At 67.1% G+C, this 17,513-nt stretch carries 13 protein-coding genes and 1 tRNA gene; 8 read left to right on the forward strand and 6 right to left on the reverse strand.

Annotated features, from left to right (window positions below; translation table 11 throughout):
* Positions 1–37: 37 nt before the first annotated feature.
* The 5 genes from N7573_RS11290 to hemA form a co-directional block, all read right to left on the reverse strand.
* Positions 38–1,423: an NAD-dependent succinate-semialdehyde dehydrogenase gene (locus N7573_RS11290; protein WP_279913463.1), complete on the reverse strand. Its 1,386-nt coding sequence runs from the start codon at positions 1,421–1,423 to the stop codon at positions 38–40.
* Between the two features lie 779 nt (positions 1,424–2,202).
* Positions 2,203–2,985, reverse strand: coding sequence for a polyphosphate kinase 2 (ppk2, locus tag N7573_RS11295; RefSeq protein ID WP_032130438.1), 783 nt, complete (start codon positions 2,983–2,985; stop codon positions 2,203–2,205).
* Between the two features lie 46 nt (positions 2,986–3,031).
* Positions 3,032–4,738, reverse strand: a complete 1,707-nt coding sequence (locus tag N7573_RS11300; protein WP_279913083.1) for a tetratricopeptide repeat protein — start codon at positions 4,736–4,738, stop codon at positions 3,032–3,034.
* Between the two features lie 5 nt (positions 4,739–4,743).
* Positions 4,744–5,826: a peptide chain release factor 1 gene (gene prfA, locus N7573_RS11305; RefSeq protein ID WP_279913081.1), complete on the reverse strand. Its 1,083-nt coding sequence runs from the start codon at positions 5,824–5,826 to the stop codon at positions 4,744–4,746.
* Complete coding sequence (gene hemA, locus N7573_RS11310) at positions 5,804–7,087, reverse strand: glutamyl-tRNA reductase (RefSeq protein WP_279913079.1); 1,284 nt, start codon at positions 7,085–7,087, stop codon at positions 5,804–5,806. The genes prfA and hemA overlap by 23 nt, the downstream gene beginning before the upstream one ends.
* A gap of 63 nt (positions 7,088–7,150) precedes the next feature.
* On the opposite strand from hemA, the gene N7573_RS11315 reads away from it, so the two are divergent.
* The 8 genes from N7573_RS11315 to ychF all read left to right on the forward strand — a co-directional run bounded on the left by N7573_RS11315 (position 7,151) and on the right by ychF (position 14,109).
* On the forward strand, positions 7,151–8,836 hold the full coding sequence (locus N7573_RS11315; RefSeq protein ID WP_279913077.1) for a tetratricopeptide repeat protein: 1,686 nt from the start codon (positions 7,151–7,153) through the stop codon (positions 8,834–8,836).
* Positions 8,833–9,492, forward strand: coding sequence for a lipoprotein insertase outer membrane protein LolB (lolB, locus tag N7573_RS11320; RefSeq protein WP_075675291.1), 660 nt, complete (start codon positions 8,833–8,835; stop codon positions 9,490–9,492). The genes N7573_RS11315 and lolB overlap by 4 nt, the downstream gene beginning before the upstream one ends.
* Positions 9,489–10,358 (forward strand): 4-(cytidine 5'-diphospho)-2-C-methyl-D-erythritol kinase, encoded by an 870-nt coding sequence (gene ispE / locus N7573_RS11325; protein WP_075675290.1) that lies wholly within the window; start codon positions 9,489–9,491, stop codon positions 10,356–10,358. Before lolB ends, ispE begins: the two co-directional genes overlap by 4 nt.
* A gap of 11 nt (positions 10,359–10,369) precedes the next feature.
* A tRNA-Gln gene (locus N7573_RS11330) sits at positions 10,370–10,446 on the forward strand.
* A gap of 139 nt (positions 10,447–10,585) precedes the next feature.
* Positions 10,586–11,545, forward strand: coding sequence for a ribose-phosphate diphosphokinase (locus N7573_RS11335; RefSeq protein ID WP_005415400.1), 960 nt, complete (start codon positions 10,586–10,588; stop codon positions 11,543–11,545).
* Positions 11,546–11,655: 110 nt separating this feature from the next.
* Positions 11,656–12,273, forward strand: a complete 618-nt coding sequence (locus N7573_RS11340) for a 50S ribosomal protein L25/general stress protein Ctc (protein WP_014036085.1) — start codon at positions 11,656–11,658, stop codon at positions 12,271–12,273.
* A gap of 48 nt (positions 12,274–12,321) precedes the next feature.
* Positions 12,322–12,900, forward strand: coding sequence for an aminoacyl-tRNA hydrolase (gene pth / locus N7573_RS11345; RefSeq protein ID WP_279913074.1), 579 nt, complete (start codon positions 12,322–12,324; stop codon positions 12,898–12,900).
* Between the two features lie 117 nt (positions 12,901–13,017).
* A complete protein-coding gene (ychF, locus tag N7573_RS11350; protein ID WP_097050006.1) occupies positions 13,018–14,109 on the forward strand; it encodes a redox-regulated ATPase YchF in 1,092 nt (363 codons plus the stop codon).
* 589 nt (positions 14,110–14,698) lie between these two features.
* Here ychF and N7573_RS11355 read toward each other — a convergent pair.
* Positions 14,699–17,437, reverse strand: a complete 2,739-nt coding sequence (locus tag N7573_RS11355; protein WP_279913072.1) for a TonB-dependent receptor — start codon at positions 17,435–17,437, stop codon at positions 14,699–14,701.
* Positions 17,438–17,513: the final 76 nt, after the last annotated feature.

Consider the following 17,513-nt stretch of genomic DNA (forward strand, 5'->3'; position numbering starts at 1 on the left):
GATGATGGATCGTTGCAGGAAGGATGGAAGCTGCGCGTCAACGCTTGTCGAACCACACCGTCTGCGCGTTGACGAATTCGCGGATGCCGAAGTGCGAGAGCTCACGGCCGAAGCCGCTCTTCTTCACGCCACCGATCGGCACGCGCGGGTCAGAGGCGGAAAAACCGTTGACGAACACGCCGCCGGTCTGCAGCCGGCGCGCCAGCTGCATGGCCCGTGCGCGGTCGCCGCTCCACAGGTTGCCGCTGAGGCCGAACTCGCTCTGGTTGGCCAGTTCCACCGCATGGTCGGCATCGCGGGCACGGCTGATCGAGGCAACCGGACCAAAGGTTTCGGTATCGAAAGCCTGCATGCCCGGCTCCACGTCGGCCAGCACGGTGGGCGCGTAGAACGCACCCGGGCGATCCAGCTGATGGCCGCCGACCAGCAGCTTCGCGCCCGCGTCCACCGAGGCCCGTACCTGCGCGTCCAGCTGTTCCAGCAGGTCCTGGCGTGCCATCGGGCCGATACGGTTGCCGGCTTCACGGCCGTCGCCGATGGTCAGCGCCTGCACCTTCTGGCAGAACTGCGCCACGAAGCGGTCGTAGACCGCGTCTTCAACGATGATGCGCTTGCCGGCGATGCAGACCTGCCCGGTGTTCTGGAAGCGTGAGGCCACCGCCGCTTCGACGGCAGCGTCCAGATCGGCGTCGGCCAGCACGATGAACGGGTCCGAGCCGCCCAGTTCCAGCACCACCTTTTTCAGCGCCTGCCCGGCCTGGGCGGCAATGCTGCGGCCGGCGGCCACGCTGCCGGTCAGGGTGACGGCGGCGATGCGGTCATCGGCGATCGCACGGCTGGTGCCCTCGCGGCTGATGTTGGCGGCGATGAAGGTGCCTTCCGGCAGGCCTGCGTCGCGCCAGGCGGCGTCAAGCAGCTGCGCGGTACCGACGATGTTCTCGGCCGGCTTCAGCAGGAAGCCGTTGCCGCCCATCAGGATCGGTACCGCCGCGCGCATCACCTGCCAGTACGGGAAGTTCCACGGCATGATGCCCAGCACCACGCCCAGCGGCAGGTAGGACACGTAAGCCTTGTCGTCGGGCACCTGGGTCGGTTCGTCGCGCAGGAACTGCGCACCGTGGTCGGCGTACCAGTCGCACAGCACGGCACACTTCTCGATCTCGGCCAGCGATTCGGCCTGGACCTTGCCCATTTCGGCGGTGGCCAGCGCGGCCAGCTTTTCACGGTCACGGCGCAGTACCACCGCCATCGCACGCAGTACGTCTGCACGCTGTTCGAGGCTCCTGGCGCTCCAGGCCGCGAAGCCAACCTGGCCGCGATCCAGGATTGTTTCCAGTTCGGCGTCGGTGGCAAAGGGATGGCTGGCGATCTGCTGGCCGGTGGCCGGATCGCGGGAAATGGCAGTAGTGGGGGCAGCGGACATGCAGGTCTCCTGGTGTCTCGACAACGGGCGGCGGCCCGTCTCCTGCACAGGAATGTGGACCCGATCGACGGGCACAACAAGGCGTCTGCTTATCCTGTGACCTGCACTTACCTGCCTGAATGGGGTTATCGGCAGGGCTGCGCACTGCACCCGCCGAAGCAACAGCAACAATGGGGTTATCGGCAGGGCTGCGCCCTGCACCCGCCGAAGCAACAGCAACAGCCGAAGCAACAGCACAAGCTGGTTTCCTGCGGGATGGCGGGGTGGGTCCGGTTGCGGGGGTCGCTGCAAGTACGTCCATGTAAGCTCGGTCGCCGCTTGCTCGTGTGCGCAGTCCTGCGCACACGGCAAGACCGGGGTTGGGCGTCCTGCCCAACCCGCCCGAGGCATGCCTCGGGCCCATGCGGCTCACGCCCCCACAACCGGACCCACCCCGCCTTCGACAGATCTCCGCGATCTGCAGTAGATCCACGCCATGCGTGGATGAATCTCCATCGGAATCGAATATTTCGAATGGGAATCGAAAAGCATCCACGCATGGCGTGGATCTACTGTGTCGACCAAGGTCGACACCTACCAACAGCCGCAGGGATCTGTCAGAGGTGGGGCGGTGTGGGTGGGCAGGACCGTTGGCGCCATGGATGGCGCCATCGAGCCCCCATGGACGGGTCTACGGCGTGTCCTGCCCACCCACACCGCCCCGCCATCCCGCGGATAGCCGCTGTTGCTGTTGCCGTTGCGTTGAGCAGGTGCAGGGCCGCAGGCCCTGCCGACCCACCCTAATCTTCGACCGGGAACTCCTCGATCGGCTTCAGTACATCGTAGTGCTCGCGATGCAGCTTGCCCTTCAGCTTCGGCAGCTCCGGCAACGGCGCATCCACCCGCGTGTCCGGCAACCGGTCCAGCAGGTTGCGCACCAGCGTCAGCCGACCCAACCGCTGGTCGTTGAAATCCACCAGCGTCCACGGTGCCGCCTCGCGATGCGTCGCGCGCAGCATCGCCTCGCGGGCCTCGGTGTAGGCGCTGTACTTGCTGCGGGATTTCAGGTCCACCGGGGAGAGCTTCCAGCCCTTCAGCGGATCGAGGTGGCGCTCGGCGAAGCGTTTTTCCTGCTGTTCCTGATCCACGCACAGCCAGTACTTGAACAGCAGGATGCCGTCGTCCACCAGCAGTTGCTCGAATACCGGCGCCTGATGCAGGAACTGCTGGTACTCGGTTTCGCTGCAGTAGCCCATCACCCGCTCCACGCCGGCACGGTTGTACCAGCTGCGGTCCATCAGCACGATCTCGCCGGCGGCCGGAAGATGCGAGGCATAGCGCTGGAAATACCACTGGGTGGCTTCGCGGTCGGTGGGCTTGGGCAGTGCCACCACCCGGCATTGACGCGGGTTGAGGTGCTGGCTGATGGCCTGGATCGCGCCGCCTTTGCCTGCGGTATCACGGCCTTCGAACAGCACCAGCAGGCGTTGCCCGCTGTGCTGCACCCAGCGCGCCATCGCGGTCAGTTCCAGCTGCAGCGGCAGCAGCAGTTCGTCGTAGTCCTTGCGCTTGAGCTTGGCCATCATCACACCACGCGGGGAGGGAGCCCGAGCGTAGCGCAGGGATCGCTCAGGCGATGTCGAGGCCCTGCCAGCCATGCTCGCCGGCCAGTCGCTGCAGCAGCGCCGACAGGTCGCGGGCGAAGCTGGCCATGTCGAACAATCCACTGCGCTCGCGTGCCTGCGCCAGCTCGGCGTGCAACGCTGCCAGTGCTGCCGGGTCGTTGCCCAGCGCGCTGGCGGTGGCGATGAATGCCGCATCGTCGGCGACATTCATCCGTGCCAGCCCCAGATGGTGATTGAGGCTGGCGGCCACGCGCGCGGCGAAGGTGTCGCCGGGGCAGGTCAGCACCGGGCAGCCGGCCCATAGTGCGTCGGATGCGGTGGTGTGCGCGTTGTACGGATGCGTGTCGAGGAACAGGTCGGCCAGCGGATAGCGAGCCAGGTACTGCGGATGTGGCAGCTTGGCCATGAACACCAGGCGTGCCGGATCCAGGCCAGCGGCCTTTGCGGCGCTGCGCAGGCGCGCGTCGGCCTGGCCGGGACCGGACAGCAGCCACAGCACGCTGCCGGGCACCGCCTGCAGCACCGCGAAGGCGCGGCCCATGCTGCGTGGATTGAGCTTGTAGCTGTTGTTGAAGCAGCAGAACACCACGCCCTGTTCGGGCAGGCCGCACTCGGCCCGGGACGGTGCCGGTTCGAGCAAGCGGGTGTTGTCCGAGGGCTGGAACGCACGCGGCAGGCGCAGTACGCGCTCGCTGTAGTGGGGTTCCAGTGACGGTGGCAGAACGAAGCTGTCGCCGATCACCGCATCCATCCACGGCGCACCGGACGTGCCGGGATAGGCCAGCCAGTTCAACTGCAGCGGGGCAGGGCGCATCGCCAGCACTTCCGGCGTACCGCCGCCGCCCCAGCCGCGCAGGTCGAACAGCAGGTCGATGCCCTGTGCGCGGATGCGTGCAGCAGTGTCTGCATGGCGGAGTGCGGCCACATCATGCAGCTGCGTGGCCACCTGCAGGCGCTGGCGGATGCGGCTGCCGTCATCGTGGTTCAACGCGAACAGGTGCAGCTGCAACGCCGGGTCATGACGCAACTGCTCGAACAGGGCCACGGTCAACAATCCGGTGGGATGCGCGCCGAAACCATTGGAAAGGAAGCCGACCCGCAGCGGGCCCTGGGAACGCACCTTTACTGGCGGCAACGGCCGCACTGAAGCGGCAACGGCGGATGCCCGGGCACGCGCGCAGGCCAACTGCTCGGCTGCGCTGGCATCTTCGCTGAGGAACGCGAACGGTTCGACCACGCCCTGCCCAGAGGCAAGTGCACCACGTACCTGTGCCGCCAGCGCGTCCACGTCCTGCCAGTCGCACAGGCGACGCTGCCAGGCCAGGCGCTGGGCGGCGATATAGGGTTCGCCCGGCATCAGTGCATGCGCACGGCGATAGGCTGCCGCCGCGCCTTCGGCATCATCGGCATCTTCCAGCGCATGGCCCAGCCACAGCGCAATGCCCGGGTGCTGCGGGGCCAAGGCCGAGGCCTGGCCGAGCAGCTTCGCCGCATCGGCATGCGCGCCGGCCATCCAGGCCACGCGACCCAGCCGTGCCAGTGCTTCAGGGTGGTTCGGGCGCAGCTGCAGTGCACGGCGCGCGGCCTGCTCGCCGGCGGCGATGTCGCCGGCTTCCAGTTCCAGGTCCGCCAGCATCACCCAGGCGACGAAGTCGCCCGGCTGGCGTGCAATCGCCTGTTGCAGGTGCTGCCGCTGCTGCCAGGCCGACATGCGACTCAGCCCGCCGACAACTGGGCCAGGGCGTCGACCTGGTGCTCGTGGCTGAGCCGCTGCAGCAGCGGGTCGAGGTCGCCGGCCAGCACGTTGGGCAGGTCGTACAGGGTCAGGCCTTCCACGCGGTGGTCGGTGATCCGGCCCTGCGGGAAGTTGTAGGTGCGGATGCGCTGGCTGCGGTCACCGCTGCCCACCTGCAGGCGCCGCGACTCGGCCTGCGCCGCGTCCTGGCGCTGGCGCTCGGCATCGAGCAGCTGTGCCTTCAGGCGCTTCATCGCCTTGTCGCGGTTGGCGTGCTGGCTGCGCTCGGTCTGGCATTCCACCACCACGCCGGTCGGCACGTGGGTGATGCGGATGGCCGATTCGGTCTTGTTCACGTGCTGGCCGCCGGCACCGGACGAACGGAACGTATCCACCTTCAGGTCGGCCGGGTTGATGACGATGTCATCGACCTCATCGGCCTCGGGAATGATCGCCACGGTGGCCGCCGAGGTATGGATGCGGCCCTGCGATTCGGTGGCCGGCACGCGCTGCACGCGGTGCGTGCCCGATTCGAACTTCAGGCGCGAGAACGCGCCACGCCCGACCACGCGCGCCACCACTTCCTTGTAGCCGCCATGCTCGCCCGGGCTGTCCGATTCGATCTCGACCTTCCAGCCCTGGCGCTCGGCGTAGCGGGCGTACATGCGGAACAGGTCGCCGGCAAAGATCGCGGCCTCGTCGCCGCCGGTACCGGCGCGCACTTCCAGGAACAGGTTGCCTTCGTCACGCGGGTCGCGCGGCACCAGCAGCAGCGCCAGCTCCTGCTCCAGTTCCTGCAGGCGCGCCTGTGCAGCAGCGATTTCCTCATCGGCCAGCTCGCGCAGGTCCGGGTCGGCGCGCATGCCTTCGGCGGCGGCCAGATCGGCCTTGGCACGGGCTTCATCGGCCAGGGCGATGGTGATCGGTTCAAGTTGGGCGAATTCGCGCGAAAGGTCGCGGAAACGAGTGTTGTCGGCGACCACATCGGGTTCGGCGAGCAGGCGTTCCAGTTCTTCGCGGCGCTCGGCCAGCGCTTCCAGCTTACGGCGCAGGGTCGGCGTCATCGGGTCTCACGGGTGGGTGGCGGTAACCCGGCGTGGCCGGGAACAGGCGCTCGGCGGCGCGGGTCAGGTCGGCATCGCCACTCAGCGCGGCCGCACGCAGGGCGGCGGTCGGCGGATGCAGCAGGCGGTTGGTCAGGCCGTGGGCAAGCAGCTCCAGCACTTCGTCGGCCGGCTTGCCGTTGGCCAGTTGCTGGCGTGCGCGCTCCAGCAGCTCGGCACGGGTGGCTTCGCCGAACGCGCGCAGCTGCCGCAGCGGCGCCTGGTGGGCGCTGGCCTGCTGGGTCTCGACGAAGCGCGACACCTGCAGGTCGATGATCGCCTCGGCTTCGGCGGCGGCCTCGCGACGGCCACGGCGGTTGTCTTCCACCGCCCGCTCGAGATCGTCCACGGTGTAGAGGAAGGCGTCGTTGAGCGTGCCGACCTCGGCCTCGATGTCGCGCGGTACGGCCAGGTCGAACAGCAGCATCGGCTTGTGCCGGCGCGCGCGCAGGGCCTTGGCCACCATTTCGCGATGGATCACCGGTTCGCGCGCAGCGGTGGCCGAGAACACCACGTCGGCCTCACCCAGGTGGCGGTCCAGTTCGGTCAGCGGCAGCGCCACGCCACCATGTCGGCTGGCCAGTTCCTGCGCGTGGGCGAGGGTGCGGTTGGCGATCAGCAGCCGGCGTACCTTGCCTTCGCTCAGGTGCCGTGCAGCCAGTTCGATGGTCTCGCCGGCACCGACCAGCAGTACGGTGGAATCGTCCAGCCGCGCGAACGCGTTCTGCGCCAGGCGCACCGCAGCCGACGCCACCGATACCGGGTTGGCGCCGACCTGGGTATCGGTGCGCGCACGCTTGGCCACCGAGAAGGTCTGCTGGAACAGGCGGTCCAGGCGTTGGCCGAGCAGGCCATGGTCGCGCGCGGTCGACCAGGCATCCTTCACCTGGCCGAGGATCTGCGGTTCACCCAGCACCATCGAGTCCAGCCCGGTGGCGACCCGGAACAGGTGACGCACGGCCTCGGCGTCGGCGTGCTGGTACAGGTAGCCCTGCAGGTCGCCGGCCTGGGTGTGCAGCCACTGGTCCAGCGCCTGTGCCGAATCGGCCACGGCGTACAGCTCGGTGCGGTTGCAGGTGGACAGCAGCACCGCCTCGGCGATCTGCGGAGTATCGCGCAGCGAACCGAGCGCGCGCCGCAACGCCTCACCGGCGAAGGCCGCGCGCTCGCGCAGCTCCACCGGTGCGGTCTGGTGATTCAGTCCGAGCACCCACAGGGTCATTGTTCAGTTGCTTGCGATAAGCTGCTGGCCATTGGACGACATTTTAAGGCCCCGATGCCGACGATGCCCGCATTGATTCGCATCCCCAGTGTTCTGCTGCTGTCCCTGGCCTGCGCCCAGGCCCTGGCGGCGGTGCCGGCCAAGGCCCCCGTGCGGGCCGCGGCCACTGAGGAACTGGCGCTGGAACCGGTGATGGCCGGTGAATTCGCCCTGCAGGCCGGCAAGCTGGCCGAGGCCGCGCGCTGGTACCTGCAGGCCGCGCAGCAGACCGACGGCGACGCCGGCCTGGCCGAGCGCGCGACCCGCATTTCCATGCTGGCCAACGATGACGCCAGCGCCGCCAAGGGCCTGGCGCTGTGGCAGCAACGCGCCCCACGCTCGCTGACCATGCGCAGCGCCGCCGGTGCACTGGCCATGCGCCAGGGCGATGTGAAGGCCGCCCGCACCGAGCTGCAGGCGCTGCTGGCCGACCCCGACGAGCGCGGCTGGAAGTTCGCCCTGGCCGCACTGATCGGCGGTGGCCGCGACCCGGCGGTGCCGGCGCAGGTGCTGGGCGAGCTGGTCGATGCCAATGCCATTCCACCGAAGATCGAGGCCTGGCAGGAGTTCGGTCGCCTGGCCCTGCGCATGGACAAGCCCGAGCTGGCGCGGCGCATGATCGATGAAGTGGTCAAGCGCTTCCCGGAAGAGCCGCGTGTGGCGCTGCTGCGTGCCAGCCAGCTGCAGCAGGCGGGCGAGACCGACAAGGCGTTGTCGCTGCTGCACGACGTCGAGCCAAAGACCCGCCAGGACCCCGAGCTGCGCAATGCGGTGGCCATCGCCTACGACAGCCTGGGACAGCCGGCTGCGGCCGAGCGCGTACTGGCGTTCGGCCCGCAGGACGTACAGACCTGGGGCATGCGCGCCTCGCTGCTGGCCAAGCAGGGCGACAAGGCAGCGCTGTCCAACCTCTACAACGAGCTGTCGCGGCAGGCGGCCAAGCCGGATCCGGCGCAGCGCCTGTTGCTGGGCAAGATCGCCGAATACCTGAAGCGTTACCCCGAGGCGGTGCAGTGGTACCACAGCGTGCCCGGTGGCGATGAACTGAGCGAAGCGCGCCTGCGCGCGGCCAATGCCCAGGCCCTGGCCGGGCGCCTGCCGCTGGCGCTGGACGAAGTGCATGCGATCCAGTCCGATGCGGTGGTCGATGACGATGTACGCCGCGACGCCTACCTGCTGGAGGCCGAGCTGCGCCAACGCGGTGACGACAGTGCCGGTGAACTGGATGCGCTGGCACGCGGCCTGGCCGCCTACCCGGATGACAACGGCCTGCTGTACGCCCGTGCGCTTGCCTGGGAGCGCCGCGACGACATCCCGCGCGCCGAGGCCGACCTGCGTAAGATCCTGGTGACCGACCCGGAAAACGTGCCGGCGCTGAACGCGCTGGGCTACACCCTGGCTGACCGTACCGGCCGCCTGCAGGAGGCGCTGGAGCTGATCGACCGCGCCCGCGTGGCCGAGCCGGACAACGCCGCCATCGTCGACAGCTATGGCTGGGTGCTGTATCGCCTGGGCCGCAAGGAAGAAGCGCTGGTGCAGCTGCGCCGGGCCTGGACCCTGGCCAAGGACCCGGAGATTGCTTCGCACGTTGGCGAAGTGCTGTGGGTGCTGGGCAAGCACGATGAGGCCCGTCATTTCTTCGAGGAAGCGGCCAAGCTCGACCCTGAAAACCGCGCGCTGCTGCGCGCCCGCGAGAAATTCAATCCATGAGTGTTTCCCTGATCCGGCCGTTGCTGTTGGCGGCCGCGACCCTGGCGGTCAGCGCCTGCACCAGCGTGGGCACGCAGAAGACTCCGGCGCCGGCGGTGGTCGAGATCGTTTCCGCCGAAGCGGCGCAGGCCGAAGCGGCGCGCGTGGCCGCGCTGCAGGCACAGCCGGACTGGGCCTTCCAGGGTCGGGTCGCGGTCAGCAAGGGCAAGGACGGCGGCAGCGGTCGCATCGACTGGAAGCAGGACGGGCGCCGCTACGTGGTCGAGCTGAGCGCGCCGGTGACCCGGCAGAGCTGGAAGCTGACCGGCGATACCCATTCCGAAGCCGGTCGCCTGGAAGGGCTGGCCGGTGGCACCCGTGACGGTGAGGACGCCCAGCAGCTGCTGCTCGAGGCGACCGGTTGGGACATTCCGGTCAACCAGCTGCCGGAGTGGATCCGTGGCCTGGTGGCCGGCGATGCTGCCGGTCCGGAGAAGGTCGAGCGCGACGGTGAAGGCCGGCCGCGCCGCATGCAGCAGATGGGCTGGCAGGTGCAGTACCTGGACTGGTACCCGGCCGACGCCGGACGGCCGGCGCTGCCGCGCCGGATCGAGGCCAGCAATGGCGACGCCAAGGTACGCCTGCTGGTGGACCAGTGGGGGCAGGGCACGCCATGAGCGGGGCAGTCGACGACGCGGGCTGGTCCTGGTGGCCGGCCCCGGCCAAGCTGAACCTGTTCCTGCACATCACCGGCCGCCGGGCCGACGGCTACCACGAGCTGCAGACCGTGTTCCGCCTGCTGGACTGGGGGGACCGCATCGGCCTGCGTCTGCGTGAAGACGGCCAGGTGCGTCGGCAGGGCGAGGGCCTGGCCGGTGTGGCCGAGGCCGATGACCTGGCGGTGCGCGCCGCGCGCCTGCTCAAAGAAGTGGCGAATGTCGCGCAAGGCGCGGACATCATCGTGGAAAAGCATGTGTCTGCCGGTGGTGGCTTCGGCGGTGGTTCGTCCGATGCGGCCACCGTGCTGGTGGTATTGAACCGGCTCTGGCGCGCCGGGTTGGACGAGGACGCGCTGGCGGCGCTGGGCCTGCGCCTGGGCGCCGACGTGCCGGTGTTCGTGCGTGGCCGCAATGCCTGGGCTGAAGGGGTGGGCGAGCGCCTGCAGCCGATCACGCTGGCCCCGGCCTGGTATGTGGTGGTTGAACCGGGCGTTCATGTTCCTACGCCGGTCCTGTTTGCAGACCCGGATTTGACGCGCGACAGCCCAGTGGCGAAAATAGAGGACTTCGCTTCCGGGACCCTGGTCGGGAACGCGTTCGAACCGGTGCTGCGCCGCCGTGAGCCTGCCGTCGAGGCAGCGCTTGCCGCGTTGAGCGACATCGGCGCGGCGCGGCTGACCGGGTCGGGAAGTGGTTGTTTCGTCGAGTTCGCATCGCAGGCTGCTGCAGAGCAGGGACGGTCGAAGTTGCCGAAGGAGTTGCGGGCAAGGGTGGCAGCGGGCGTTGCGCGTTCGCCACTGCTGGATGCACTCGAGCAACACTGATTTATCAATGCAGGGGCGTCGCCAAGAGGCCCAAGGCACCAGGTTTTGATCCTGGCATTCGTAGGTTCGAATCCTACCGCCCCTGCCAATAGCGGCTGTGTCCGCGCCTTCCAGCGCATCACCTGCGCGGGACGTGGAAACAACCGCGGTGTTGTCAGCAGCAAGGGTCCATCGGGTCCTTGCCGACTCCGGATCCCCGCCACTCGTCCCCGCCCGAGACAATCATGATGCAAGAGTCCCCGAACCTGCTGGTCTTTTCCGGCAACGCCAACAAACGTCTGGCGCAGAACATCTGCAAGGAACTGGGGGTTCGCCCGGGCAAGGCGCTGGTCTCGCACTTCTCCGATGGTGAAGTGCAGGTGGAAATCGAAGAGAACGTCCGCAAGCAGGACGTGTTCGTGATCCAGCCGACCTGCGCGCCGAGCGCGGAAAACCTGATGGAACTGCTGGTGCTGATCGACGCGCTCAAGCGCGCATCGGTGGCCAGCGTGACCGCCGTGGTGCCGTACTTCGGCTACTCGCGCCAGGACCGCCGCATGCGTTCCTCGCGCGTGCCGATCACCGCCAAGCTGGCGGCGAAGATGTTCAGCACCGCTGGCGCTGATCGCGTGCTGACCGTCGACCTGCACGCCGACCAGATCCAGGGCTTCTTCGATATTCCGGTGGACAACGTGTATGCGTCCCCGCTGCTGCTGGCCGACATCTGGCGCGCCTACGGCACCGAGAACCTGATCGTTGTGTCGCCGGACGTGGGCGGCGTGGTCCGCGCCCGTGCGGTGGCCAAGCGCCTGGATGACGCCGACCTGGCGATCATCGACAAGCGCCGCCCGCGCGCCAACGTCTCCACCGTGATGAACATCATCGGTGACGTCGAAGGCAAGACCTGCGTGATGGTCGATGACATCGTCGATACCGCCGGCACCCTGTGCGCCGCTGCCGCTGCCCTGAAGGCGCGCGGTGCGCTCAAGGTCGCCGCCTACTGCACCCACGCGGTGCTGTCGGGCCCGGCGGTGGACAACATCACCAATTCCCAGCTCGACGAGCTGGTGGTGACCGACACCATCCCGCTGAAGGACGCAGCGCGGGTGTGCAGCAAGATCCGCCAGCTGAGCGTGGCGGAAATGCTGGCCGAAACGATGCGCCGCATCGCCTTCGGCGAGTCGGTCAGCTCGCTGTACGTCGACTGAGTTTTTCGTCCCTGCCGGCAACGGCGGGGACATACCCCGGGTGCTTCTGGTCGCGGAAGCATCTTCAACCGCCACGCCGCAAGGCAAGGCAACAACCTGAGTAGTCGAAAATGTCGAAGACCCATGAAATCAAGGTCACCAAGCGTGAACTGCAGCGTAAGGGTGCGAGCCGCCGCCTGCGTCACGCTGGTGTGATCCCGGCCATCGTGTACGGCGGCAACGCCGAGCCGGTCGCCATCAGCCTGGACCACAACGAAATCTGGCTGGCCCAGCAGAACGAGTGGTTCTATGCCTCGATCCTGGACCTGAACCTGGACGGCCAGGTGCAGAAGGTCCTGCTGCGTGACATGCAGCGCCATCCGTACAAGCAGCTGATCATGCACCTGGACTTCCAGCGCGTGAACGAGAACGAAGCCCTGACCGCTTCGGTCCCGCTGCACTTCATCAACGAAGACACCTCGCCGGCCGGCAAGGCTGCCGACGTCGTGGTCACCCACGAACTGAAGGAAGTGACCATCACCTGCCTGCCGAAGGACCTGCCGGAGTCGATCGAAGTCGACCTGGGCGAGCTGAAGGCCGGTGACGTGGTGTACCTGTCCAACATCAAGCTGCCGAAGGGCGTGGAAATCCCGGCTCTGGCGCTGGGCAAGGACCACGACGACGCCATCGTCACCGCCAAGGCCGGCAAGGCCGACGCGGCTGACGAAGAAGCGGCTGCCGCCGAGTAATACCGCTACGGTGCCTGCCTCCGGGCAGGCACCGTATTGGAAGGAACCATGGCAGGACTGCGACTGATCGTCGGTCTGGGCAACCCCGGATCGGAACACGCCCGGACCCGGCACAATGCCGGGTTTCATTTCGTTGAGGCCCTGGCGGAAAAAGCCGGTGCACGATGGAATGTGGACAGCAAGCTGTTCGGTGAGACCGCCAAGGTCGAGATCGCCGGGCAGACGGTGTGGCTGCTCAAGCCCGCCACCTTCATGAACCTCAGCGGCAAGTCGGTCACCGCCGCACAGCGGTTCTGGAAGATCGAGCCGGAAGAAACCCTGCTGGCCCACGACGAACTGGACCTGGCGCCCGGCGTGGCGCGGCTGAAGTTCGACGGTGGCCACGGTGGCCAGAACGGCCTGCGCGACACCATCCGCCTGCTCGGCCACGGAAAGTTCCATCGCCTGCGCGTGGGTATCGGCCATCCTGGCCATAAGGACCGCGTGGTGGGTTGGGTGCTTGGTCGCCCTTCCAAGGATGATGACGTACTGATTTCGCGCGCCATCGACGATGCCATCGATGTGATGCCGCTGGCAGTGCAGGGCGATTTCAGCGAAGCGATGAAGCGGCTTCATACCCCGAAATAGCCCGCTTTCGGTAGGTGCCAACCTTGGTTGGCACACAATGATCGACACCGAGATGGATTGGCCAAGCAGCGCGCGCGCTGTTTCACCAATCACTTTCACCCCAGAGAGCTGTCACCCATGGGTATCAAATGCGGCATCGTCGGCCTGCCCAACGTCGGCAAGTCGACCCTGTTCAATGCGCTGACCAAGGCGGGTATCGCCGCGGCGAACTTCCCGTTCTGCACCATCGAACCGAACGTCGGCATCGTGCCGGTGCCGGATCCGCGCCTGAACGAGCTGGCAGCGATCATCAACCCGCAGAAGGTCATCCCGACCGCGGTCGAATTCGTCGACATTGCCGGCCTGGTTGCCGGTGCCGCCAGCGGTGAAGGCCTGGGCAACAAGTTCCTGGCGCACATCCGTGAAGTCGATGCGATCACCCACGTGGTGCGCTGCTTCGAGAACGCCGACGTCATCCACGTCAACAACAAGGTCGACCCGATCTCGGACATCGAAACCATCGATACCGAGCTGGCGCTGGCCGACCTGGACAGCGTCGAGAAGGCGCTGAACCGCGCCGAGCGTGCGGCCAAGGGTGGTGACAAGGACGCCGCGGCGCGCAAGCCGGTGCTGGCCAAGCTGCAGGCGGCGCTGTCCGACGGCAAGTCCGGCCGTTCGGTGGGCCTGGACGAGGAAGAGAAGGCGCTGGTGCGCGATCTGTTCCTGCTGACCCTGAAGCCGGTGATGTACATCGCCAACGTGCTGGAAGACGGTTTCGAGAACAACCCGCACCTGGAAGCCGTGCGCGCGCATGCCGCCGCCGAAGGCGCGCAGGTGGTGCCGGTGTCGGCCGCGATCGAAGAAGAGCTGTCCCAGCTCGATGACGAAGACCGAGATACCTTCCTGGCCGATCTGGGCCTGAGCGAGCCGGGCCTGAACCGCGTGATCAACGCGGCCTACAGCCTGCTCGGCCTGCAGACCTACTTCACCGCTGGCGTGAAGGAAGTCCGTGCGTGGACCGTGCGCAAGGGCGCCACCGCCCCGCAGGCCGCCGCGGTCATCCACACCGACTTCGAGAAGGGCTTCATCCGCGCCGAAACCATCGCGTATGACGACTTCATCAAGTACAAGGGCGAAGCCGGCGCCAAGGAAGCCGGTCGCCTGCGCCTGGAAGGCAAGGAATACCGCGTGCAGGAAGGCGACGTGCTGCACTTCCGCTTCAACGTCTGATCCAGCGGCATCGGATCGGCCCCGGACGCCCCGCCTTGTGCGGGGCGTTCGCGTTTCCGGTTATGGACAAAAAAGCACCAGGCTGCGAAACGCTTGCGGTGCGACGTTTGCCGGCACTTGTCCACAGCAAACTCCCATCGCTTTCCACGCCGGATGTGGAAAACCGTGGGGGCGGATCCCTTTCCACGGGAAAGGGCTCCGACCCCGATCAGTGCAGTCGGACCGTGGACAGAATTTCACCACGCTTCGAAACGCCTGCGCTGCAATGCTCGCGCCCACTTGTCCACACCAAGTTCCCATCGCTCTCCACGTCCGGTGTGGAAAACAATCGAAGGACATGGACAAAAAATCACCACGTCCGGAAACGCCCGCACTGCAAGCCTCGCGCCCACTTGTCCACACCAAGTTCCCATCGCTTTCCACGCGCGGTGTGGAAAACCCGCGTGGCCCGCTCTGGTAGTCGCCCACCTTGGTGGGCGCGTGGCAGATCAGTGCCCACCAAGGTGGGCATCTACCAGAGCCAGGTTCCCAAACAACAAGGCCCGCCAATGGCGGGCCCTGTCGTCCACGTTCTGCAATGCGGCGTGCCTTACAGCGCGCTGCCACCGAACTTGTGGGTGTACTGCAGGTTGATGGTGCGGCCGACGCTGTCGAACCAGGACACGTCGTAGTACGGATACGCGGTGTACGTGGCGTCCTTCGGCGGCATCTTGTTGAACACGTTGACCACCGACAGCGACAGGCGCGAGTGGTCGTCGAAGCGGTACTGCAGCGACGCGTTGTAGCGGTAGGTTGCCTTGATGTACGGGCTGTCACCGCTGTCCCACTTGAATACCTGGTCGTAGCTGTCCGAGGTCGGCAGCTTGCCCAGGCGCGAACCATAGACCGTGGCCGACCACGCGTCCTTCTCCCAGGTCACGCTCAGGCTGGTCTTGGTACGCGGGATGTCGAAGTTGCTGTTGACCGCGAACTGGTCCTGGATCGGATCACCGGGGTAGCGCTGGAAATCGTGCTTCTTCACCCAGGTGTGGGTGCCGTTGAGGATGAAGTCGCCGATGCCGGTCTGCAGGCGGTAGCGCAGGCCAATGTCGATGCCGGAGGTGGATTCGCGGGCGACGTTGATCGGGGCGACACGCACGCCGTACAGGCGGCCATCACTGGTGCGGGTGATGCGGTCGAGCGCGTCCACGCAGGTCGGCGAGTTGATGTCGGCACTGCCGAGGCGGCAGTTCGCTTCGCTGGCCAGGATCGTGCGCACGTCCATGTCCTGCACCTGCTTGCGCATGTCGATGTCGAACCAGTCCACCGACAGGTCCAGGCCGATCGCCGGCGACCAGACGAAGCCGGCACTCCACGAGGTGCTGGTTTCCGGGTCGAGCTGGCGGTTGCCGGTGCGGCTGCGGATCAGGTTGTGCTCGTAGTCGGAACAGTCGGCGGCATCGTCGGCGCGGCAGCTGTACAGGTCCACTGCGCTGGTCTCGTCGTTGCCCGGGCCGGCGAACACGTAGTGGAGGTCCGGCGCACGGAACGCGGTGCCGTACGAACCACGCACCAGCAGGGTGTCGATCGGGCGCCATTCCAGACCGCCGCTCCAGGTCGCCTTGCCGACGGTGTGGCCGGAATAGCGGTACTGGTCGTAGCGGCCGGCCACGCTCAGGTTGACCGTCTCGTGCAGCGGCATGCGCAGCTCGGCGGCGGTCGCCCAGCGGTTGCGCGAGCCCTGGCCGTCCGAATCCTTCCAGCTGTAGTAGTAGTACTGGGTGGCCAGCGGATCGGGATTCAGCGCATAGGCCTGCTGGCCCACTTCCACGGTCGCGGCGAACCCGGCATCACCGCCCGGCAGGCCGAACAGCGCGGAATTGGTCAGCGTGAATGCAGCCGTCTCGGTGCGCGACTTCGGCGAATAGGTAGTGCGTGCGGCAATCGAATCGTACTCGGCGCGGGTCAGCGGCCGGTACAGCCGCGACGGGTCCGCGTTGTAGATCGGGAAACCGTCGTCGTCCACGCCCAGCTGCGGGCCCAGGAACAGGTCATTCGCCTTGGCGGCGATGATCTGCGCCCAGCTGATCCGCGACTGGTACTGCGAATGGCTCAGCGCCGCTTCGTAGTCCCAGTTGCCGGCCAGATTGCCCTTGAAGCCGGTGGTCACGCTGAAGGTCTTCTGCGTGCTGCGCACCATTGCATTGCGCAGGCCACCCATCTCCTCGGGCGAGAACTGGCGCTGCCAGAACTCGATCTCGCCGGTGGCCTGGTTGTTGAAATAGCCCGACTCATCGCCATTGGCGTCCATGCGGCCCCACTTGGTGACGTCGCGCATCAGCGACATCGTGTGGTAGCCCAGCTGCACATCGGCGAACCATTGCTGGCCGTTGTCGAAGTCGTAGCTCAGCGAGGCGTAGCCATTGGCGCCGCGGCGCTTGCTGAGGATGGTGCCGTAGCCGATCGAGCTGTCGCTGCCGCAGTAGTAACCGTAGCGCGGGCGGTAGGCGCGGTAGGTGCTGCCCTGGTTCTGCCCGGCCAGCGCTTCGCAGGTGGCCGCGCCCGGATCCAGGTAGTCGTCGTTGTAGTCCGTACGCAGGTAAGCGCGGCGGGCGATGCGCGAGCCCTCGGTGGGGCCGTCCTGGGTCGAATCCTGGATGTCGCGCTCATAGGCCCACAGCGGGGTCTGCGACTGCAGCTCGACGCTGTACACGGCGTTGAAGTTGCCGCGGCTGAAGCCGCTGGCCAGGCTCATGTCGAACGACTCGCCACCGCCTTCGCTGGTGGTGCCCATGCGCATGTCGATCGTGGTGCCGTCGGCCTTCTTCTTCAGGATGAAGTTGACCACGCCGGCGATCGCGTCCGAGCCGTAGATGGCCGAGGCGCTGCCGGTCAGCACTTCGATGCGCTCGATCATCCCCAGCGGGATGTTGGAGACATCGGTGAAGTTGCTGCGGCCCTTGAACGGCATCGGGAAGTCGGCGATGCGGCGGCCATTGACCAGCACCAGCGTGTGGTTCGGGCCCAGGCCGCGCAGGTCCACCTGCTGGGCGCCCGGCGAGAAGTCGGCGCCGCTGGAAGACTGCTGGCTCTGGGTCTCACCGCCGTTCTGGGTCATTGCGCGCAGCACGTCCGGCACGCTGGTGAAGCCGCTTGAGCGGATCTGTTCGGCGTTGATCACCGTGATCGGGGCGGGGCCTTCCACCTGGGCGCGCGGAATGCGCGAACCGGTGACCTGCACCGCGTCCAGTTGTTGAACCGAGGAGGAAGCCGGTGCTTGGGCCGCCGCGGAAGCAGCCACGCCCATCAACGCCAGCTGGATCGACCACGCCATCGCCTTTCTACGCATGAGGAATTCTCGGAAATGAAGCCGGCCCGCAGAGGAGGGGCCCTGTCCCCCATTCAGATTTCCGGAACGGGCGCGC

It is taken from the genome of Stenotrophomonas sp. GD04054 (assembly GCF_029836955.1).
GTDB classification, from domain to species: domain Bacteria; phylum Pseudomonadota; class Gammaproteobacteria; order Xanthomonadales; family Xanthomonadaceae; genus Stenotrophomonas; species Stenotrophomonas maltophilia_A.